General features: G+C 69.0%; 19 protein-coding genes. 4 read left to right on the top strand and 15 right to left on the bottom strand.

What is annotated here, in order from left to right; genetic code table 11:
- Positions 1 to 228: 228 nt before the first annotated feature.
- Entirely contained in the window at positions 229 to 1,641 is a 1,413-nt protein-coding gene (locus PV762_RS00625; protein WP_421033098.1) for a carbohydrate-binding protein, read from the top strand.
- Between the two features lie 225 nt (positions 1,642 to 1,866).
- The gene (locus tag PV762_RS00620) at positions 1,867 to 2,274 is read left to right on the top strand and encodes a hypothetical protein (RefSeq protein WP_421033097.1); all 408 of its coding nucleotides are present in this window, start codon (positions 1,867 to 1,869) and stop codon (positions 2,272 to 2,274) included.
- Between the two features lie 61 nt (positions 2,275 to 2,335).
- On the opposite strand, the gene PV762_RS00615 is transcribed toward PV762_RS00620, so the two are convergent.
- The 9 genes from PV762_RS00615 to PV762_RS00575 all read right to left on the bottom strand — a co-directional run bounded on the left by PV762_RS00615 (position 2,336) and on the right by PV762_RS00575 (position 11,079).
- Positions 2,336 to 2,686, bottom strand: coding sequence for a GFA family protein (locus PV762_RS00615; RefSeq protein WP_421033096.1), 351 nt, complete (start codon positions 2,684 to 2,686; stop codon positions 2,336 to 2,338).
- A gap of 58 nt (positions 2,687 to 2,744) precedes the next feature.
- Positions 2,745 to 3,605, bottom strand: a complete 861-nt coding sequence (locus tag PV762_RS00610) for an HDOD domain-containing protein (RefSeq protein WP_421033095.1) — start codon at positions 3,603 to 3,605, stop codon at positions 2,745 to 2,747.
- Between the two features lie 51 nt (positions 3,606 to 3,656).
- Positions 3,657 to 4,352, bottom strand: a complete 696-nt coding sequence (locus PV762_RS00605; protein WP_421033094.1) for a Crp/Fnr family transcriptional regulator — start codon at positions 4,350 to 4,352, stop codon at positions 3,657 to 3,659.
- Between the two features lie 122 nt (positions 4,353 to 4,474).
- Positions 4,475 to 5,863: a glycerate kinase type-2 family protein gene (locus PV762_RS00600; RefSeq protein ID WP_421033106.1), complete on the bottom strand. Its 1,389-nt coding sequence runs from the start codon at positions 5,861 to 5,863 to the stop codon at positions 4,475 to 4,477.
- Between the two features lie 33 nt (positions 5,864 to 5,896).
- The gene (locus PV762_RS00595) at positions 5,897 to 6,811 is read right to left on the bottom strand and encodes a 2-hydroxy-3-oxopropionate reductase (protein WP_421033093.1); all 915 of its coding nucleotides are present in this window, start codon (positions 6,809 to 6,811) and stop codon (positions 5,897 to 5,899) included.
- A gap of 14 nt (positions 6,812 to 6,825) precedes the next feature.
- Complete coding sequence (garL, locus tag PV762_RS00590; protein ID WP_421033092.1) at positions 6,826 to 7,611, bottom strand: 2-dehydro-3-deoxyglucarate aldolase; 786 nt, start codon at positions 7,609 to 7,611, stop codon at positions 6,826 to 6,828.
- Between the two features lie 89 nt (positions 7,612 to 7,700).
- On the bottom strand, positions 7,701 to 8,684 hold the full coding sequence (locus PV762_RS00585; protein ID WP_421033091.1) for a Bug family tripartite tricarboxylate transporter substrate binding protein: 984 nt from the start codon (positions 8,682 to 8,684) through the stop codon (positions 7,701 to 7,703).
- A gap of 35 nt (positions 8,685 to 8,719) precedes the next feature.
- On the bottom strand, positions 8,720 to 10,006 hold the full coding sequence (locus PV762_RS00580; RefSeq protein WP_421033105.1) for an enolase C-terminal domain-like protein: 1,287 nt from the start codon (positions 10,004 to 10,006) through the stop codon (positions 8,720 to 8,722).
- 77 nt (positions 10,007 to 10,083) lie between these two features.
- Positions 10,084 to 11,079 carry a Bug family tripartite tricarboxylate transporter substrate binding protein gene (locus PV762_RS00575; RefSeq protein ID WP_421033090.1) on the bottom strand — a complete coding sequence of 332 codons (996 nt, stop codon included), beginning with the start codon at positions 11,077 to 11,079 and terminating at the stop codon, positions 10,084 to 10,086.
- Positions 11,080 to 11,380: 301 nt separating this feature from the next.
- Here PV762_RS00575 and PV762_RS00570 point away from each other — a divergent pair, with 301 nt between their 5' ends.
- Together PV762_RS00570 and PV762_RS00565 are read left to right on the top strand one after the other, a co-directional pair.
- On the top strand, positions 11,381 to 11,683 hold the full coding sequence (locus tag PV762_RS00570) for a DUF4258 domain-containing protein (RefSeq protein ID WP_421033089.1): 303 nt from the start codon (positions 11,381 to 11,383) through the stop codon (positions 11,681 to 11,683).
- Between the two features lie 15 nt (positions 11,684 to 11,698).
- Positions 11,699 to 12,175: a hypothetical protein gene (locus PV762_RS00565; protein WP_421033088.1), complete on the top strand. Its 477-nt coding sequence runs from the start codon at positions 11,699 to 11,701 to the stop codon at positions 12,173 to 12,175.
- Positions 12,176 to 12,190: 15 nt separating this feature from the next.
- Here the strand turns inward: PV762_RS00565 and PV762_RS00560 are convergent, their stop codons facing one another.
- The 6 genes from PV762_RS00560 to PV762_RS00535 all read right to left on the bottom strand — a co-directional run bounded on the left by PV762_RS00560 (position 12,191) and on the right by PV762_RS00535 (position 20,066).
- Complete coding sequence (locus tag PV762_RS00560; RefSeq protein WP_421033087.1) at positions 12,191 to 12,937, bottom strand: FadR/GntR family transcriptional regulator; 747 nt, start codon at positions 12,935 to 12,937, stop codon at positions 12,191 to 12,193.
- A gap of 152 nt (positions 12,938 to 13,089) precedes the next feature.
- Entirely contained in the window at positions 13,090 to 13,896 is an 807-nt protein-coding gene (gene kdgR / locus PV762_RS00555) for a DNA-binding transcriptional regulator KdgR (RefSeq protein ID WP_421033086.1), read from the bottom strand.
- 29 nt (positions 13,897 to 13,925) lie between these two features.
- A complete protein-coding gene (locus PV762_RS00550; protein WP_421033085.1) occupies positions 13,926 to 16,352 on the bottom strand; it encodes a pectinesterase family protein in 2,427 nt (808 codons plus the stop codon).
- Positions 16,352 to 17,503 carry an oligogalacturonate lyase family protein gene (locus PV762_RS00545; protein ID WP_421033084.1) on the bottom strand — a complete coding sequence of 384 codons (1,152 nt, stop codon included), beginning with the start codon at positions 17,501 to 17,503 and terminating at the stop codon, positions 16,352 to 16,354. Before PV762_RS00545 ends, PV762_RS00550 begins: the two co-directional genes overlap by 1 nt.
- Before the next feature lie 8 nt (positions 17,504 to 17,511).
- The gene (locus PV762_RS00540; protein WP_421033083.1) at positions 17,512 to 18,855 is read right to left on the bottom strand and encodes an ABC transporter substrate-binding protein; all 1,344 of its coding nucleotides are present in this window, start codon (positions 18,853 to 18,855) and stop codon (positions 17,512 to 17,514) included.
- Positions 18,852 to 20,066, bottom strand: a complete 1,215-nt coding sequence (locus PV762_RS00535; RefSeq protein ID WP_421033082.1) for an ABC transporter ATP-binding protein — start codon at positions 20,064 to 20,066, stop codon at positions 18,852 to 18,854. Before PV762_RS00535 ends, PV762_RS00540 begins: the two co-directional genes overlap by 4 nt.
- Positions 20,067 to 20,101: the final 35 nt, after the last annotated feature.

The following is a 20,101-nucleotide window of genomic DNA, read 5'->3' as shown; positions in this document are numbered from 1 at the left end:
GCAAGCAGGATTCCAGCGTTTCGCGCTTTACACAGCCGACACGCGCCCGTCCCCCTGTTCAAGGGGCACAACGCCTGGTTGCATTCGATACCGGATGCGCGTCGCCGATTCAGGGACAACCATGAAAGCGATTTCAGCAAACGCCACAGAATCGCCGGCGATCGACCCCGAGGCCGCGCGGACGTCGCGCGATGCCCGGTCGATCCCTCAACTCCAAGGGAGCATGCGATGACTCTGTCCGAATCGATCCGCCGTCCGGTCCTCACCGGCCTGCTGGCCGCCCTCGCCCTGTGCGGCGTGGCGTCGAGCGCCCTCGCCCAGACCAAGGTGGTCGGCTACATCCCGGCGTGGAAGAACCTGCGCGCCGTCGCCGACCGCACCGACCTGAGCAAGCTCACCCACATCAACCTGGCCTTCGCGAATCCGTCGGCCAGCGGCGCCTTCCTGAGCAACGGCAATCCGACCTGCATGGATGCGTCGGGCGCCGACATCCAGTACGTCGTGCAGAAGGCGCACGCAGCCGGCGTGAAGGTGCTGATCTCGGTGGCCGGCGGCGCGATCCCGGGCTGCTCCGGCAACTGGCAGAACCTGCTGGCGCCCGGCAGCCGCGCGGCCACGGTCAACGGCCTGGCGCAGTTCGTCAACACCTACGGCCTGGACGGCGCCGACATCGACATCGAAGGCGCGGTGCTGACGGCCATCGACCGCGCCGGCAACTACACGCCCTTCATCCAGGCGCTGCGCGCCGCGCTGCCCGGCAAGCTGGTGACGGCAGCCACGGCGAGCTACGAAGGCGGGATGGTGCCGGTGTCGTCGATCCCGCACTTCGACTTCGTGACCATCATGTCCTACGACAACGTGGGACCGAGCTGGGGTCAGGTCGGTCAGGAGCATTCGTCCTACGCGCAGGCGCAGCGCGACGTCGCGACCTGGCAGTCCCGCGGCCTGCCCAAGGAGAAACTGGTGCTGGGCGTGCCGTTCTACGGCTACGGCTTCAACGGCTATGCGTCGGACTACGGCTTCAACGACATCCTCAACCAGTTCGGCGCGGCCGCGGCGCAGAAGGACCTGATCGGCACGCTGTGCGCCAGCTGCGGTTACATCACCTACAACGGCATTCCGACGATCAAGGCCAAGACGCGACTGGGCCTGCAGCAGGGGTCGGGCGTGATGATCTGGGAGCTGGCGCAGGACGCCAGCGGCGCCAACAGCCTGCTGACGGCGATCCGCTCCGAGATCGGCGGCGGCACGACGCCCCCGCCCACGACCAGCAAGCTGATCGAGGCGGAGAGCTTCAGCAACCAGAGCGGCGTGCAGACCGAGGCCTGCAGCGAAGGCGGCAGCAACGTCGGCTGGATCGACACCGGCGATTGGATGGCCTACGCCAACGTCAACTTCCCGACCAGCGGCAGCTACCGCGTCGAGTACCGCGTCGCCAGCCCGAGCGGCGCGCGGCTGTCGCTGGACCTGAACGCCGGCAGCATCCAGCTCGGTCAAGTCGTCATTCCGGCGACTGGCGGATGGCAGAACTGGACGACGGTGTCGCACACCGTGAACGTGAACGCCGGCACCTACGCGCTCGGCGTCTACGCGCCGGCCAGCGGCTGGAACCTGAACTGGGTGCGGATCACGAAGCTGTGATCGGGCGTTGAGCAAGGCCCCTCTCCCGCAGAGGGGCTCGCCACGGTGTCCCGATGGCTCCCTCTCCGATTACTTCTGAGCGGTGGAGGCCCCCTCTCCCGCACCGCGGGAGAGGGCGGGGGGTGAGGGCCAGCGGTCGTGGCAGTCCACATGACTGACCGCACATTGACGCGCACCTTCCACGTCGTTACCGTCGCGCTCCCTCATCCTCACCCGGATCGATCGATGCGACCGCGCTTCCTCTTCGCCCCCGCGCTGGCCCTGGGCCTGTGCGCCGCCTTGCCCGCTCACGCCTTGACGAAGGAGGACGCGGCCAACAACCTGATGCTGCTCATCGGCGCCCGCAATGAGGCGATGTTCTGCGAGCCGTTCGGCAAGACCGCGATCAAGTCGTTGATGAAGTGGGAGAACCGCCACCAGGCGGTCTTCGACCTGTCCACGAAGACGATCGATGACGCCGCCGTCGCCACCGGCGCCCTGCCCCGCGATCGCGCGTCAGAAGCATCCATGCTACTGATGGCCCGACTGCAGGGCCGGTATGACCGCGAGATCGCACCGACTCGCAAGCAGTCCCACTGCAAGGTCTTCGACGATTCGCTCGAGGTCTACGGCAAAGGCCTGCGCGCGAAGTGAGCCGCCGGCACGACGACGGCGTCGTCGTGCCTCGCCTTGCCGCCCGGGGACTCGTGCGTTCTCAGGCGTCCCGGCCGTTGTAGTGCGTGACCGGAACGCTCTCCAGGTCGATGCCTTCAAGGCAGCGGACGTTGATCGCCGCCATCGCGTTGCCCTTCGGATCGGTGCCCTCGGCATACGGATGGATCCCGCACACCGCGCAGAAGCGATGCTTGATCGAGTGCTTGTTGAACAGGTAGGTGGCCGCCGCCGCATCCTCGGTCTTCAACCGGAACTGCGCGCGCGGCACGAACCACAGCAGCGAGCCCTTGCGCTGGCACATCGAGCAGTTGCAGGCCACCGCGTCGTCGATCTCGCCGTCCACCTCGTAGGCCACGCGTCCGCAGTGGCAGCTTCCCTGGTAGGTCGTCATGCTGTCTCCGATGCTTTTGTCTGGATCGTGGAACGGCTGACCTTACCTCAGCGCTGCCTCACTTGAGCATCAGCTCCACGTCCTGTCCCGGATCTCCGCACGCGTCCAGACGCAGGCGCAGGAACTCGAGGTCCAGGTGGAGATGCTCCACCAGCTCGGGCACGGCCGTCGTCAGCGCGGCGATGCGATCGCCGTTCTGCTCGCAGGCGTCGGCGATGACCTCGGACAGATGCAGGATCGCGGCGAGCATCGAGAAGGGCTTGACCTCCAGCGGCACGTTCGCATCCTTGAAGGCCTCGACCAGATCGGCGGGGAAATGCCAGTGCGCCGCGAGCGCCGCCGTCACGTCGGCGTGCGTGCAGCCGAAGCGGCTGGACTCCAGCGAGAAACGGCTGCCCGGCTCGCCCGCATGGGCCTCCACGTCGGCGACCTGGTCCGGCTCGGTCATCGCCATCATCAACTGACCGGTGCGCAGCATCAGGCCGGCAAGGTAGGCGGTGTCCGCATCGCCCTGCAGCAGCTTGGCCAACAGCCGGGCATACCCCGCCGTGCGCATGCTGTGGCGCCAGAAGCGCTGCCGGTCCAGGCCCTTCACGTCGGGGAAGGTGCCGGTCAGGCTGGCCGCCATCGCGAGGTTGCGCAGCGTCTCCAGGCCCAGCGCCATCGCCGCGTCCTGCAGCGTGCTGATGGTGTGCGACGGGCTGTAGCGCGCCGAGTTGGCCAGCCGCAGCACCTTGGCCGCGAGCGTCGAGTCCTTCCCGATCAGCTCGGCGATCTGGCCGAGCGAGACACCGTCGTCGTCCAGGCTGCGCAGCAGCTTGCGTCCGACCTCGGGCATCACCGGAAGGCTGGCGTGCCCCCCGAAGAATCGTTCCGCACTGGAAACGGTGGCGGCGGGGGTCACGCTGGCGATCGTCACATTGGCCTCCTTGGGGACACAACGGGAAGTGTGGCGGCCAGTCTAAGCGGCTCAGCGACCGCGCGCCAGCGCCAGCAGTTCGACCCGGTCCAGCAGCCCGATGCGGTAGCCCTGGACCACCAGGACGCCACGATCGGCCAGTTGGCGCAGCGTGCGAGACAAGGTCTCCGGCGAGATCGACAGCTGCGCCGCCACGTCCCGCTTGCGCTCGGCGAGCTGCAGCTCCCCGGCGGCGCCGGCCTGCGCCAGCAGCCAGGCCGCGACCCGGCCGGTGGCGTCCTTCATCGTCAGGCCGCGGATCCCGTCCTGGGCGTCGCGCAGCTGCGCGGACACGGCCCGCACCAGCGCCTCCAGCACCGGCGGCTGCGAGCGCAGCCACATCGTCGCCACCGCCATCGGCCAGACCATCACCTGCGCCGAAGAGGAGACCACGGTCACGTCCTCCTCGTAACGGCCTTCCATCCACGCCGTGTGCAGGTCCAGCCACTGCGGTCCGCTCAGCGGGCCGCGCGCGGCGACCTTGCCCTCGCACAACGCCAGCATGGCCACGGCGGCATCGCCGCGTCGGATCGCCAACTCGCCGGCCTGGCAGCGGCGCACATGGGTCATGCCGGCCAGCGCGGACCAGCTGTCGCCGTCCAGCAGCACGTCGCCGAGCAGCGCGCGCCAGGGAATCGGATGCGCGGGACCGGGGATCAGCCCGGTGCTGGCGGGAAGGGAGAGGTCGGGGGACTGAGGGGCAATCACGGGCGTGCTCGGCAATTCTCGGAATGCGGGAATGCCGGACTGTCCTCGCCCTTCGAGGAAATTGCCTTGAGGAGCGTCAACATCTGATCAATCTCCCCCTCGATTCGCTCGAGAGGGGGAGATCAGCGGATCAGCAGCGCGCGGAAGTCGTTGACGTTGGTCTGGGTCGGTCCGGTGATCAGCAGATCGCCGAGCGCCTCGAAGAGCGCATAACCATTGTTGGCCGCCAGCAGGTCCGCCGGCTTCAGACCGAGCGCGCGGGCGCGCTCCAGGGTGCTGGGACTGAGGAAGGCGCCGGCGTTGTCCTCCACGCCGTCGATGCCGTCGGTATCCGCGGCCAGGCCCCAGACCTCCGGCTGCCCGTCCAGCGCGATCGCGCAGCCGAGCACGAACTCGCCCGCCCGGCCGCCGCGTCCCGGCTGCGAAACCAGCGTCACCGTGGTCTCGCCGCCGGACAGGATCAGGCAGGGCTTGGCGAAGGGTTCGCCGTGCCGCGCCACCGAGCGCGCCAGCGCGGCGTGCACGCGGCCGACCTCGCGGGACTCGCCCTCGATCTCGTCCGACAGCACATGCGCAGTGATGCCCAGCGCGCGCGCCGCCTCGGCGGCCGCCAGCAGGCTCTGGCGCGGCGCCGCGATGATGCGCTGCTCATGGCCGTCGAAGCAGGGGTCGCCGGGCTTGGGCGTTTCCCACTCGCCGCGCTCCAGCGCGTCGACCGCGACCTGCGGCAAGGCGATGCGGTAGCGGCGGCAGATCGCCAGCGCCTGGGCGCAGGTGGTGGCGTCCGGCACCGTCGGGCCGGAGGCGATCACCTGCGGATCGTCGCCCGGCACGTCAGAGATCATCAGCGTCAGCAGCTTGGCCGGCGCGCAGGCGGCGGCCAGCCGCCCGCCCTTGATCCCGCTGAGGTGCTTGCGCACGCAGTTCATCTCGACGATGTTGGCGCCGCTGGCCAGCAGCGCGCGGTTGACCGCCTGCTTGTCGGCCAGCGTCAGTCCCGGGGCGGGCAGCGGCATCAGCGCCGAACCTCCGCCGGAGATCAGGCAGATCACCTGGTCGTCGGCCGTCGGCTTGAAGTCGCGCACCATCTGCATCATCCGCGCCGCGGCGCGTTCGCCAGCGGCGTCCGGCACCGGGTGCGCCGCCTCGACCATCTCGATGCGCCGCGGCCGGTAGTCCGGCGGGATATGCCCGTAGCGCGTGATGACCAGCCCGGTCATGGGCGCGTCCGCCGGCCACGCGGCCTCGAAGGCCTGCGCCATCGACCCGCCGCCCTTGCCCGCGCCGATCACCAGCGTGCGGCCCTTTGGCGATGTCGGGGGCGGCGGCAGGTGGCCGGCAAGGATCTTCCCGGGCAGCGCACGCTCCACCGCGACGCGGTAGAGGTGCTTCAGCAGGGCGCGGGGATCCGAGACGAGGGCCGCCGCCTCCGGCGACCCGGCGACGGGCGATCCGGGACCGGACGTTGCGGCAGCCAGGGCGGCCGGAGCGGCGGAAGCGTCGTGGGGCAGGCTCATGACCGGTGATTGTGGAGACCTGTCCCCTCAGCCGGCGTCCGTAGTGCTACCGACCTCGTGATGGCCCAGCAGCTCCAGCGCCTTGACCAGCGCCGAGTGGTCCATCTGGTCCCAGCCCTGCGCGGCGGCGGCCTGCATCAGCTGCGCGGTGTTGGCCGTGTTGGGCAGCGACAGGCTCATCGCCTTGGCGCTCTGCAGCGCGAGGTTCAGGTCCTTCTGGTGCAGCGCGATCCGGAAGCCCGGGTTGAAGGTGCGCTTGATCATGCGCTCGCCGTGCACTTCGAGGATGCGGCTGGAGGCGAAACCGCCCATCAGCGCCTCGCGCACCTTGGCCGGATCGGCGCCGGCCTTGGAGGCGAAGACCAGCGCTTCGCCCACGGCGGCGATGTTCAGCGCCACGATGATCTGGTTGGCCACCTTCGTGACCTGGCCCGCGCTCGCGCCGCCGACCAGGGTGATGTTCTTGCCCATCAGCTCGAACAGCGGCTTGATGCGCGCGAAAGTGGCTTCCTTGCCGCCGACCATGATGGACAGCGTGCCGGCCTTGGCGCCGACCTCGCCGCCGGAGACCGGCGCGTCCAGCCATTCCGCGCCGAGCGCTTCGATGCGGGCGGCGAAGTCCTTCGTCGCGATCGGCGAGATCGAGCTCATGTCCACGACCGTCTTGCCCGCGCCCTTGCCGCCGGCGAACGCGGCGGCGATGCCGCCGTCGCCGAACAGCACGCGCTCGACGTCCGGCGTGTCCGGCACCATCGTGAAGATCACCTCGGCCTGGCGGGCGACTTCGGTCGCGCTGTCGCAGGCGGTGACGCCGACGGCGGCCACATCCTCGCGGACCTTGGAACGGGTGTGGACGAACAGCTGGTGCCCGCCTTGCGCCAGACGCATCGCCATGGGCGCGCCCATGATGCCCAGGCCGATGAAGCCGATCTTGATGCTCATGTCAGTTCTCTCTTTCAGTCCTTGAACTTGTCGCGCAGGCCCTGCGTGGCGGCGCGGAAGATGCCCAGGTCGCTCCCGACGGCGACGAAGGTCGCGCCCTGCGAGAGGTAGCGGCGCGCGTCGGCTTCCACCGGCGCGAGGATGCCGACGGGCTTGCCCGCGGCCTTGCAGACCGCGTAGATCCTGGCCATCGCCGCCTGCACATCGGGATGCTGCGGGTTGCCGAGGTGACCATAGCCGGCGGCCAGGTCGGACGGGCCGATGAACACGGCGTCCACGCCGTCCACCGCCGCGATGGCCTCGACGGCGTCCACGCCCGCGGGGCTCTCGATCTGGACGATCACGGCGATCTGCTCGTTGATGCCCTGGAAGTAGCCCGGCACCGTGCCGTAGCGGTTGTTGCGCTGCGAGACCGACACGCCGCGGATGCCCTGCGGCGGATAACGCGTCGACGCGACGGCCCGGATCGCCTCTTCCTCGGTCTCCACGAACGGAACCAGGAAGTTGGAGAAGCCCGCGTCCAGCAGCCGCTTGATCTCGACGGGGTTGTTGCTGCTCGGCCGCACGACCGGCGCGCTCACGCTGTCCTTGAGCGCCATCAGCTGCGGCACGAAGCTGCTGACCTCGTTGGGCGAGTGCTCGCCGTCCAGCAGCAGCCAGTCGAAGCCGGCCACGCCCAGCACCTCGGTGCTGATCGGGCTGGCGAGCGAGCACCAGCAGCCGATCAGGCGCTCGCCGGCGATCAGGCGCTGGCGCAGCGTGTTGGGGAAGGCGGAATAGGGCGTGGTCGGCGTCGGCATGACGGGCTCCTCAAAACAGAATCGGACAGGCATCCAGGCGGGCGCCGCGACGTGGCCGTCGTCGGCGCCGCCCTCGATGCATCAAGGCATCAATCGAGCTTCAGCCCGCTCTTGCTCACGACGCCCGCCCACTTCTTGCGCTCGGCATTGAAGAAGGTGTCCATCTCGGTCGGGTTCATGGTGCTGACCTCGGCGCCCTGCGCGGCCAGACGCGCGCGGACGTCGGGCGAACGGATGATGCTGATCAGCGCGGCGGACAGCTTGTCGATGTTGGCCTTGGGCATGTTGGCCGGGGCCAGGATGCCCTGCCAGGTGCCGGACTCGAAGCCGGTGGCACCCTGCTCGGCCAGCGTCGGCACGTTGGGCAGCAGCGGCACGCGGGTGGACTTGCTGACGCCGATGACCTTCAGCTTGTTCTGCTGCACGAAGGGCAGCGTCGCGAGCATGCCGTTCATCAGCACCTGCGTCTGGCCGGCGATGGTGTCGGTGACGGCCTGCGAGCCGCCCTTGTACGGGATGTATTCCCACTTGGCGCCGGTCAGGCTGGCGACCTGGTAGCCGGCCAGGTGAGGCGCGCTGCCCATCGCGGTGACCGCGAAGTCGATCTTGGACTTCTTGGACAGCTCGACGAGTTCCTTGAGGTTGCTGGCCGGCACCGACGGGTGGACGACCAGCATGTGCGGCGAGTACGCCAGCATCGCCACGCCCTTCAGGTCCTTGGACGGATCGAAGGGGAGCTTGGTGTACAGCGACGGGCTGATGGCCAGCGCGCTGACGTCGCACAGCATGATGGTGTAGCCGTCGTTGGCCTTGGCGGTCTGGTCGGCGCCCATGTTGCCGCTGGCGCCGGGCTTGTTCTCGACGATCACGGTCTGCTTGAGCGCTTCGCCGAGCAGCGGGGAAATGATGCGGGCGATGATGTCCGAGGAGCCGCCCGGGGTGTACGGGACGATGATCTTCAGCGGCTTGCTGGGCCAGGCGGCCTGCGCGAAGGCGCTGGGGGCGATGCCGGCCGCCGCGGCGAGCGCGGCTGCGGCGATGACGGCACGGCGCGCGGACTTCTTGTCTTGCATGTTGTCTCTCTCCAGGTTTCGTTCGGGGGGATCGTTCAGCGGACCATGCAGGGCCGCTTGGGATCGAACTTCCAGTCGGGGATCAGGTGCTGCATGGCGATGGCGTCGTCGCGCGCGCCCAGGCCGTGCTGCAGGTAGAGCTGGTGGGCCGCTTCGACAGCCTTCATGTCGAGCGTCACGCCCAGGCCCGGCGCGGTCGGGACCGCGACTTCGCCGTCGACGATCTGCAGCGGCTTCTCGGTCAGGAACTGGCCGTCCTGCCAGATCCAGTGCGTGTCGATCGCGGTCAGACGACCGGGCGCGGCCGCGGCGGCGTGCGTGAACATCGCCAGCGAGACATCGAAGTGGTTGTTGGAGTGCGAGCCCCAGGTGAGGCCGAAGTCGCGGCAGGTCTGCGCGACGCGGACCGCGCCCGACATGGTCCAGAAGTGCGGATCGGCCAGCGGGATGTCGACCGACTGCAGGCTCAGCGCGTGGGTGAACTGGCGCCAGTCGGTGGCGACCATGTTGGTGGCCGTCGGCAGGCCGGTGGCGCGGCGGAACTCGGCCATCACCTCGCGGCCGGAAAAGCCTTCCTCGGCGCCGCAGGGATCCTCGGCATAGGCGAGCACGCCGCCCAGGTCGCGCAGCAGGCGGATCGCGTCCTTCAGCAGCCAGCCGCCGTTGGGATCGAGCGTGACGCGCGCTTCGGGGAAGCGCGCCTTCAGCGCCTTGATCGCCTCGACCTCTTCCTCGCCGCGCAGCACGCCGCCCTTGAGCTTGAAGTCCTTGAAGCCGTAACGCGCCTGCGCGGCGGCGGCCTGCTCGACGATGGTCTCCGGCGTCATCGCGACGTGGTGGCGGACCTTCAGCCAGGCGTCGGCCGCGGCATCGCTGCCGGCCTCGTCCTCGGGGGTCTTGTAGGCCAGACCCGTCTTCGTGCGGTCGCCGACGAAGAACAGGTAGCCCAGCATCGCGACGCTGTCGCGCTGCCTGCCTTCGCCGAGCAGCTCGCAGACCGGCACGCCGAGGTGCTGGCCCAGCAGGTCCAGCAGCGCGCATTCGACGGCGGTAAGCACGTGGATCGTGGTCCGCAGGTCGAAGGTCTGCAGGCCGCGGCCGCCGCTGTCGAGGCCCTTGAACTGCTCGCGGACCTGCGCGAGCAGCGCGTTCCATTTCGCGACCGGCTGGCCGACGAGCAAGTCGCCGGCCTGTTCGAGCGTCTTGCGGATCGGCTCGCCGCCGGGGATCTCGGCGATGCCCACGTGGCCGGCGTTGTCCTCGAGGATCAGCAGGTTGCGGGTGAAGAACGGCGCATGGGCGCCGCTCAGGTTCATGAGCATGCCGTCGCGGCCGGCGACGGGGATCGCACGGGCGGAGGTGACGATGGGACTGCTTGCGCTCACGGAGAGGCTCCTGGTCAATCTGCGGTGATCTTGCGGGTGTCGATGACCTGCTTCCAGCGCGCGAACTCAGTCTTCTGGAAGGCCTGCGCCTGGTCGGCCGTGTTGGCGACGGTCTCGATGCCGATGTCGGAGAACTTCTGCTTCACGGCGGGGTCGTGCAGCGCGGCGACGATGTCCTTCTGCAGCTGCGCGCGCACGGCCGGCGGCAGGCCCTTGGGCGCGGCCACGCCTTGCCAGGAATAGACATCGGCGCCCTTGATGCCGGACTCGGACAGCGTGGGCACGTTGGGCAGCACGGCGGAGCGCTTGTCGCCGGTGACAGCCAGGGCGCGCAGCTTGCCGCCGAGGATGTGCGGCAGCACCGCGTTGACGTTCTGGAACGAGGCCTCGATCTGCGCGCCCAGCAGGTCGCTGATGGCGGGAGCGCCGCCCTTGGACGGGACGTGCAGGCCGTTGGTGCCGGTCTGCAGCCAGAACAGCTCGGCGGTGAGGTGGTCGGAGGAGCCGTTGCCCGAGGAAGCGAAACTCATCTTGCCCGGTTCCTTCTTGAGGGTGTCGATCACGTCCTTGACGCTCTTGAGCGGCGAGGACGCGGGCACGACCAGCACGTTCGGCGCCTGGATGGCGACGGTGAGCAGGTCGATGTCCTTGAGGGCGTCGTACTGGACGGCCTTGATCAGATGCGGCGCGATGACGAAGGGGCCGAGCGAGGACACCAGCAGCGTGTAGCCGTCGGGCGCGGCGCGCTTGACCTGGGTGGTGCCCAAGGTGCCGGTGGCGCCGGGGCGGTTGTCGACGATGACGGTCTGGCCCCACTTCTTCTGCAGCTCGGCACCCATGGCGCGGGCCAGCATGTCGGTGGAGCCGCCGGCGGGGAACGGGACCACGATGGTCACCGGCCGGTCGGGGAAGCCGCTGGCGTGGGCCAGGCCGGCCGCGAAGGTGGACAGGAGGGCGGCGCCGAGGGCGGCACCGGCTTTGACGGCCAGGCGGCGGGTCAGAACGGTCATGGTTTGTCTCCGGGGAAGGAACCGTGGAAACCGCTCTTGGTGCGCCTTCAGGACTCCGTCCTGTAGCGCTTTGGCGGTCTTGTTGTCAGTCATCATACAAGTTGAGTCGAACGGATGACAAGACGGCGTCAATCGCTCACTGATGAGGGAAAACACGCAGAACTACCGATTGCAGTCAGCAATCAACCCATAAAAACTATGGGAAGAACGCAACACCACGTTCACGCTGCCTCCGCGGGCGCACCTACGATGCAACCCATAAAAATTATGGGTAGCAACTTGGCGCGGAGGCGCGACTGAAGTGACGTTCAAACGACTGACCCTGAGCCAACTCGAGCGACATATCCGCCAGACGGCACGGGATACCGGGCTGATTTACCTGACCAGGCATGCGGTGGCGCGAATGCGTGAACGTTGTGTGCTGAAGGAGGAAGTGTTCGACTGCTTGCGTTTGGGGCGCCTGTTGACGCCCGGCGAGGAAGACATGACGAGCGGCGATCTGGTTTGCAGGATGCACTGGTATGGCCCCTCATCCGATCTGGTCGTTTGCGTCGCACTCGATGACGCCCGGCCCGGCCTGCTCGTCGTCACGGTGATCGCCTAGTCTGAGGAATTGATGATGTACCACTACACCGAATGCGGCCTGGACAACGTGTGGCTCGCCAATGGCTACAACGAAATCGACACCGCCTATGGAAAGGCCTACTCCGTGACCGCAGCGGACGAATTGCTGCGAGAGATTGCTGTCCGGGTCGCACACAAGCCTGGGCGACTCACCGGCAAGGAGTTCCGCTTCCTGCGCGTCCATCTGCGCCTGTCGCAAGCTGCCATGGCAAAGGTCCAGGGCGTCAGCGAACAGAACGTGAGCCTGTGGGAACGGCACGGCAAGGTGCCCAGGGCCAACGACACGCTGTTGAGGCTGTACTTCCTCGCGCATGCCGCCGGTGACGAAACCGTCAGGTCCGCCTTCGATCGCATCATGACCGTCGAGCGGCTCGTGCGTCAGAAGATCGTGGCGACCTCTGGCCGCAAGGGCTGGAAGTTCAAGGTCGAGGAGACCAAGGAAGGCTCCAGCGAACAGGCCGTCGAAGCCTGATCACGCCGCGCAAGCTCAGCGCTTTTCCTGCAACGCCAACGCCGCGCGGCGGCGCCGCTCGCGGCTGTTGGCCAGGTGCGTCCGCATGGCCGCACGCGCGGCCTCGGTGTCGCGCGCCGCGATCGCGTCGAGGATGCTCTCGTGCTCCGCGTTCACGCGCAGCAGGTAGTCGCGCTGCGCCAGCGGGTCTTCGTCGCCGGCGGCCGCCAGGCTCGCCAGACGCGCACGCGGGATGCTGGGCGCGCCCAGCGTCGCCATCAACTGCTCGAAGTGCGGGTTGCCAGTCGCGCGGGCGATCTCCAGGTGGAACTGGAAGTCCGCCGCCACCGCGTCGCGCCCCGCCTCGGCGGCTTCGGCGAAAGCCGAGAGCGCCGCGCGCATGTTGTTCAGGTTCGCATCGCTGCGCCGCTGCGCCGCCAGCGCCGCCGCCTCGGTCTCGATGCCGATACGCAGCTCCAGCACCGCGACGACATCGTGCAGCGTCGCCATCTGCTCCGCGCCAATGCGGAACGGACCGCCCTCCCCCAGCCCCAGGACAAAGGTCCCGATGCCGTGCCGGGTCTCGACCAGCCCCGCGGCCTGCAGCTTCGAGATCGCCTCCCGGACCACCGTGCGGCTGACCTCGAACTCGGCCATGATCGCCGCCTCGGTCGGCAGCTTGTCGCCGTTGGCCAGCGCCCCCGCGCGGATCCGGTCCTCCAGCGCGCGGACAAGGCCGAGCGCCAGCGATTTCGGTCGGGAACGGGTCAACGAGGCATTCATCACAGGGTCAGTTGTACGACAACATAGGGCGCCACGACAACCGCGTTATCGCGGTGTCGCGCCGAAGCAGCGTGTCGTCGAGGGCGCGGCGGCGCTCGCCGAAGGACGGGCGCGGGACGCGGATTGTCTCCGCCGCCGCCGCGCCGGGCGACTCAGCCCGCGTCCAGAGGAAACTTCGTGCAACCGAGCCGCGCCGAGATGTCCCGGCTGGCCGCCTGCAGCATCGCCACGACTTCGGGCGCCTTGGCGTCGTCGTAGCGGAAGGTCGGGAAGCTGACGCTCATGCCGGCGATCGGCTGGCCCAGCCGGTCGAAGATCGGCACGCCGATGCAGCGGATGTGGTCGTCGAATTCCTCGCGGTCCTCGCCGAAGCCCTGCCCCTTCACCCGCTCCAGTTCGGCCTGGAAGGCCGCCGGCTCGGTGATGGTCTTGTCGCGGAAGCGCTGGAACTCGGCCCCCTCCAGGACCCGGGCGCGGCGCTCGGGATGCTCCCAGGCCATCAGCACCTTGCCGATCGCCGTGCAGTGCAGCGGCGCGCGACGGCCGATGCGCGAGTACATGCCCAGCATGTGCTTCGAATCGACCTTGTGCACGTAGATGATCTCGCTGTCGATCAGCGTGCCCAGGTGCACCGTCTCGCCGGTCGCGTCGGCCAGCATCTGCATGTGGTGCCTGGACAGGTCCACCAGGTCCGGGTACTGCAGCGCCTTCGCGCCGATCTCGAAGACCTTCATCGCCAGGCCGTAGCGCTCGCTGTCGGTCTCCTGGCGAACGTAACCCAGGGTCTTCATCGTCTGCAGGAAGCGGTAGACCGTCGCCTTGGGCATGGCCAGCCGAACGGACAGTTCCGAGATACCGGTATCACTGCGTTCTGACAGGGCCTGCAGGATGGCGAACACCTTGAGCACAGCGGCCACGGATTCGGGCTGCTGCTTGCCATCGTTCAGATCGTCGTCCATGCGCAAGGGATTCCTGGAAAGGGGAGATTTCACCACAGCCGGCCCGTGCCCGCGCCCGCGCGAACCCGGGCCGGCACCTTGGCCGCAACATCGATGGGCAGGCGGTACGGTGGCGTCCAACCGGCCTCGCCGACGACAGCCTTGTCAGGGTTCGCGGCACGCAGCAGTGCCGTCGGATCGACGGGCTCACCGTTGAATCGCGAACCGCGATCCTCGAGACGATCGCCCTTGAGCAGGCGCACGATGCGCGCCGGCGCGACGCCCGTCGACGCCTCCCAGGCGTTGGCCTCGCTGAGCACCTGCGAGGCGATGCCCACGCCGATCGAGTACCCGTAGGGATAGTCGCCGCCGGCCGACGCGACGTAGAGATTGTTGGCGACGTGCACCTGCCCGTACCGGACGCGCGGCGTGCGCTCCTTCACCTGCTCCCACAGGTTGTGGTGCAGCGTCACGCGCAGATGGCCGCGGTCGTCGCGATGCCCGTCGCCGCCGCCGATCAGCATCGTCTTGTCGTGCCGGCGGAAGACGTTCCAGGACACGGTCACGAAGTCCGAGCGCCGCGTGATATCGAGCAGCCCGTCGTGCCGCTGCAGGCGCTGGCCCAGCGCCACCGGCTCGCGCGGGTCGGGCCGCTCGCCGTCGTCGAAGGCGCAGTGGTCGATCCACACCTGCGAGGCTTCGCGCAACGAGACGGTGTCGTACGCCGAGTTCCACTCGCCGTGGCCGTTGTCGTTGGGATCCCAGGCGGGGAAGAAGTCGTAGGCGTCGGAGAAGCGCAGGTTGCGCAGGATCACCTGCGAGACCTGGTCGAGCATCAGCGAGCCGCCGTCGAAGCCCGCGTCCGGCGCGACGCCGACGATCGTCGTGTTCGACGGTACCTTGATCACGACCTGCGCGGCCTGCTTCTTCGCCGAGCGCCTGCGCGCGTCTTCGAGCGCGCCCGACGGATCGCGGCGGCCCCAGGTCGCCGGGTCGTACTCACGGACGAAGGCGTCGAAGTCGAAGGCGGGATCTCGGAAGTCCTCGATGCCCAGGCGCTTCCCGCTCGCATCGACGGCGAGGTCGATGCGCGCGGCGAGCGCGATCAGCTTGGGCGTGTCGCCGAGCGCGAGCGCCGCGTCGAGTTCCGCGCGCGTTCGCACGACTTGGACCGCCTCGGGCTTCGCCCCCGATCCGCCGACGGTGCCGCCGTTCATCGATGCCCAGCCGTCGCCGGGGGCGATCGCGTCGAATGCCGCAAGGGGCAAGGAGACCGGCAGCGAAACATTGCGGTACTCGGCCATGCGGTTGGCGGCCTCGCCGACGGCGCTGAACGGTCGTCGCGAGGTCGACGCGGACCACGGCGCCAGATGCGGCCCGAAGAGGTTGCCGCGCAGCACCGCCTGGCCGTTCGGGACAGTCGGCGACGTGCGCCACTCGCCGCGTGCGACGCCCCGGTCCCAGGCCCGGCCCAGGCTGATGCTCGCCGGCGCCAGGCCAGGTTCGGCCAGCCAGCGCGAGTCCTGGATCAGGAAGCCGCGCGACAGCGCGTGGGGTGTGCTGGGCGCGATCACGTGGCCGCCATGTCCCGGCACACGGCGACCCGCGCGACTGACGATCAGGCTGTCATCGATGACCAGCGTCGCGCCGCCGAAGATGAAGTCGACATCGCCGCGGATCTCCGCGCGACGCACGAGCACGCGCGCCTCGGGCGTCCCGGCGCCGTCCCGTTCCGCGTAGAAGGTGTCCTGATGCCCGATGAGCCGCACCTGCTCCAGCTGGATCCGGTCACCGCGCGTCATCAGCGCGACGGCTTGCGCGCCGCCGCTTTCGCCGACACCGGGGGGATAGCCCTGCCCATCGCGCACCCGGTCCATCGCGTCGTTCGCGATGGTCAGACGGGCGAGCTGAACGTCGTCGCTGAACAGCATGACGCTGGCGCTGCCCGGCGTCCCGTGGGTCTCGGCATCAAGCAGCGGCATGCAGCGATGCGCGGCCTCGCCTTTCGCCTTCGGCATCGCGTTGTAGCGGCCTTCGACGATCACGACCTCGGAAGGCGCACCCGCGCCGTACAGCGTGAACGGCGCCTTGTCCTGGATGCACAGCGGCTCGCGATACGTGCCGGGCTTCACGAGCACGTAGGCGCGTGGCGCCGACGCCGGGCCCGGCGCCTTCGCGGGCAGCGCGTCGATCGCGGCCTGCACCGTGCGGTGCGTGCCGCTGCCGTCGGCCGCGACGACGAAGGTCGGCGTCCAACGCGAAGGATCGAGCGGCACGGGCTGCCAGTCGCCGAGGTAGGCGGCCACCGTGGCCGTGGCCGCCTGCGCATCGGTGAGCTGGGGACGTTCCTGGACGGGAACAGCCGGTACCGCCGCGTGGATCGCCTCCGGGCCGGCCACCGGCTGTGCCCCGCCAGCGCCGCCGGACAGCGCCGCCAGGCTCACCCCCGCCGCCGCGACCACGGACCGGACTCGCATCAGAGGTCCGCCAGGTACAGCGCCGGTTCGCCCTCGGCGTCAGCGCTGAAGAGCACCTGCTTCTCATCCGGCGTGAACGACGGATGCGGATGGGTGACCTGGCGATTGCCCTTGTAGACGCGCCACGAGCTGTCGTGCCGCGCGACGCGACGCTCGGTTCCGGCCTGGAGGTCGAAGAGATGCAGGAAGGGATCGGTCGCGATCTGGTGGCTGCCGGTGTCGGCGACGTCGGCCGGCGAGTCGCAGCCGTCGCCGATCAGCAGCGTGCCGTCCTGGTTGCTCATCAGGTGGGAGCACGGCGGCATGCGCGTCAGGCGCTTCGATGCGAGCGTCACCGGATCGAGCGAGCAGATCCAGCGATCGCGCTGCCCCTTCAGGTAGGACACGTAGATCATCGCGGAGCCGTCCGGCACCCAGAACTCGTGGGTGCAGCTCTCGCCCGGATCGTGGCGGCGGCCGCAGCGGACGTTGCGACCGTCCTCGTCGATGAACCACATGCGCGCGTCGACGAGATCGTGCGGCCCTTCGTGGCAGTACGCGACGGTGTGGTCGTCGCCGGGCCGGTACTGCGGATGGCCCAGCCAGCCCTGCTGCTCGAGGATCACTTCGCGCGCGCCCGTCGCCAGGTCGATGCGAATCAAGCGGCAGCGCGGCTTCGCATGGAACATCTGGTGGAACTTCTGCCAGTCGCTGAGCGGAAACCAGTCGCTCGCCACGATCTCGATGCCGACCATCTTCGTGCAGGCCGAATTCGCCACCCAGGTGCCGTAGCCGACCCAGCCCTCGGGCACGGTGTAGACCACCTCCTCGCCCAGATCCCGCATGGACAGACGGATCAGCTGCCGCTCGGCGCGGACGAAGTAGAGATGACGATCATCGGGACCGAGGAAGCCGCCGAAGGTGTTCTCGCCCGGCTGGTCGGTGAGCTGCGTCGCCACCTGCGTCTTCAGATCGAGCAGGTGGTAGTTCCAGCTCGTGCCCGGCCCGAACTCCGCGCCGAAGATCAGTTGGGACCCGTCGTTGGTGAAGCACTTCTGATAGAAGTAGTTGCGATGGCAGGTCACGTCGGTCGGCGTCAGCCGCGTGACGCGCGCGCCGGTGTCCGGGTCCTCGCGCGTGACGAAATGGAGCTGTCGTTCGTTGGCTTTCATGGGGGCTTTCACTTGATCCGTTGCAGCAGCGCCTGGCCTTCCGTGACGAGGCGGCGGGCGGCGTCGACATCGCTGGTCTTGTTGTAGGCGACGGTCTCGAAGACCTCGCGCATGAACTTGTGCAGCCGCGCGTGCTCAAAGAGCGGCGCCGGGCGCTTGAGCCGGCCCGACTCGCGCTGCACCTTGATCTGCTCGTGCGCGGCGACCTCCAGCGGCGGCAGCTTGCCGGCCGCCTTCAGCTGCTCGTAAGGCCCGCGCGCCGACGGCAGACCGCGCGTGCGGCCGAGCAGCGCCGCGGCCTCCGGATCCGTCAGCAGGAAGTTGACGAGCTTGGCCGCCATCTCGGCGCGGCCGTTCTTCTCCGCATGGCGGCTCACCGCGTACATCACCGTGGGGCGGCCGAACATGCCGCTGTCGAGCGCGCCGGGCAGCGTCGGGAAATCGCCGAGCACCAGCTTCTGCTGCTTGTCCAGCGTGGAGGCGCGCAGCGCGATGACAGAGTCCCAGGTGTAGTTGCCCGCCCAGCGGCCGACGACCCAGTCGGGCTGCTGCTCGGTCGGCTTCTCGGCGCCGCCCAGGCTCGCGCGCAGCGGCAGCGGGGTCGCGACGTGATCGGCGATCAGGCGCTTGTAGGTGCGCACCCAGTCGAGCGCCGCCGCCTCGTGCATCGCCACGCGCGGCTGCGCGGGATCGACGTAGGCCGTGCCGTGCCGCTGCTGCACCCAGGCCTGCGACAGCAGCATCATGTCGTAGAGCTCGCCGTCGAGCGGATAGGCGTTGTCGCCGAGGATCCGCCGGAAGGCCGGGCCCGTGGCGAAAAGTTCGTCCCAGGTCGTCGGCAGCGCAAGGCCGGCGCGGTCGAACGCCGCCTGGTTCCACAACATCACCCGCGCGCTGAACGAGACCGGCAGCGCGTTCAGCTTGCCGGCGACGTCGCCGTAGGCGAGGTCGTCGCGATCGAACTGCGCCAGGTCCAGGAGGCGTCCGAATCGATTCAGGTCCGCGAAGCCGTTGCCGCGCTTGCTGAACATCGCCATCCAGGCCCAGTTGATCTGCATGACCTCGGGCTCGGAGCCGCCGGCGATCTGGGTCGTCAGCCGCTCCAGATAGCCATTGAAGCCCATGTACTCGGCCTTCACGCGCACGCCGTGGCGGCGCTCGAAGAGCGCGAGCGCCTTCAGGGTCGCCTCATGCCGGCCGGCGCCGCCCCACCACGCGAAGCGCAGCACGGTCGGCTTGTCCTGCGCGCGGAGCAGCCCCGGCGCCGTCAGCGCCGCCGTCACGCCCGCGGTCGCGGCCACCGCGGCCGATTCCGCGGCGATGCCCAGCAGCTGTCGTCGCGGCAGGCTCATGCGTAGGTCCCGGAGGTCGAGGTCGACGCCGCCGTCGAGGACGTCGAGGATGAGGACGAGGACGAGGCTGGCATCGTCAGCAGGTTCAGCCCGCTCGTCGCGTCGAACAGGTGGCACGCCGACATCTGCAGATGCAGCGTCACGGCGTCGCCGCGGGCGAGGCCGCTCAGCGCCACCGCCTGCTCCGCGGGGATGCGCGCGGAGATCGGTAGCGGGCCGAGATCCGCATGCAGATAGACCTCCGAGCCCATGTGTTCGGTGAAGCGCACCCGCGCGGAGACCGGCACGCTGTCGCCTTGCGCGCGAGGCGCGAGGCCGATGTGCTCGGGCCGCAGGCCGAAGGTCAACGCGTCGTCCGCCCGACGTGGCAGCGACGCGATGCCCGCCGTCTTCTCCGCCGGCAACGGCAGCCTCGCACCGCCAACCTCGACGGCCAAGCCGTTGTCGGTCGCGAGCAGACGCCCCGCCAGCAGGTTCATTTCCGGCGATCCGATGAAACCCGCCACGAAGGCATTCGCCGGCCGGTCGTACAGCGCCGTCGGCGTGTCGACCTGCTGGATCACGCCGTCCTTGAGCACGCAGATACGTTCGCCCATGGTCATCGCCTCGACCTGGTCGTGGGTGACGTAGACCGTCGTGGCCGGCTGGCGGCTTTCGCGCAGGGTGCGGTGGAGTTCGGTGAGCCGCACGCGCATTGCGGCACGCAGCTTGGCGTCGAGGTTGGACAGCGGCTCGTCGAAGAGGAACACGTCCGGCTTCTTCACGATCGCCCGGCCCACCGCGACGCGCTGCGCCTGGCCGCCGGAGAGCTGCTTCGGGTAGCGGTCGAGCAGGTGCTCCATTTCCAGCAGGCCCGCGGCGTGGCGCACGCGCTGGTCGAGCTCCGCCTTCGGCGTGCCGGCCAGCTTCAGGCCGAAGGCCAGGTTGTCGTAGACCTTCATGTGCGGGTACAGGGCGTAGTTCTGGAACACCATCGCGATGCCGCGCTGCTTGGGCGGCAGCGCGTTGACGGCGCGGTCGCCGATGCGCAGCTCGCCGCCGGAGATGCTCTCCAGGCCCGCGATCATGCGCAGCAGCGTCGACTTCGCGCAGCCCGACGGGCCGACGAACACCATGAACTCGCCGTCCCGCACTTCCAGGTCCACCCCGTGCACGGCCTTGAATCCGTTGGGGTACACCTTCTCGATCTTGTTGAGGCTCAGTCTTGCCACGTCGTGTCTCCGGGTTCTTTTCCTGTCTGCTCTCG

Origin of the sequence: Mitsuaria sp. CC2 (genome assembly GCF_048957715.1) — a bacterium.
Classification (GTDB): Bacteria; Pseudomonadota; Gammaproteobacteria; order Burkholderiales; family Burkholderiaceae_C; genus Roseateles.
Note: the sequence above shows the minus strand (reverse complement) of the source record. Positions and strands in the feature narration are given on the sequence as shown.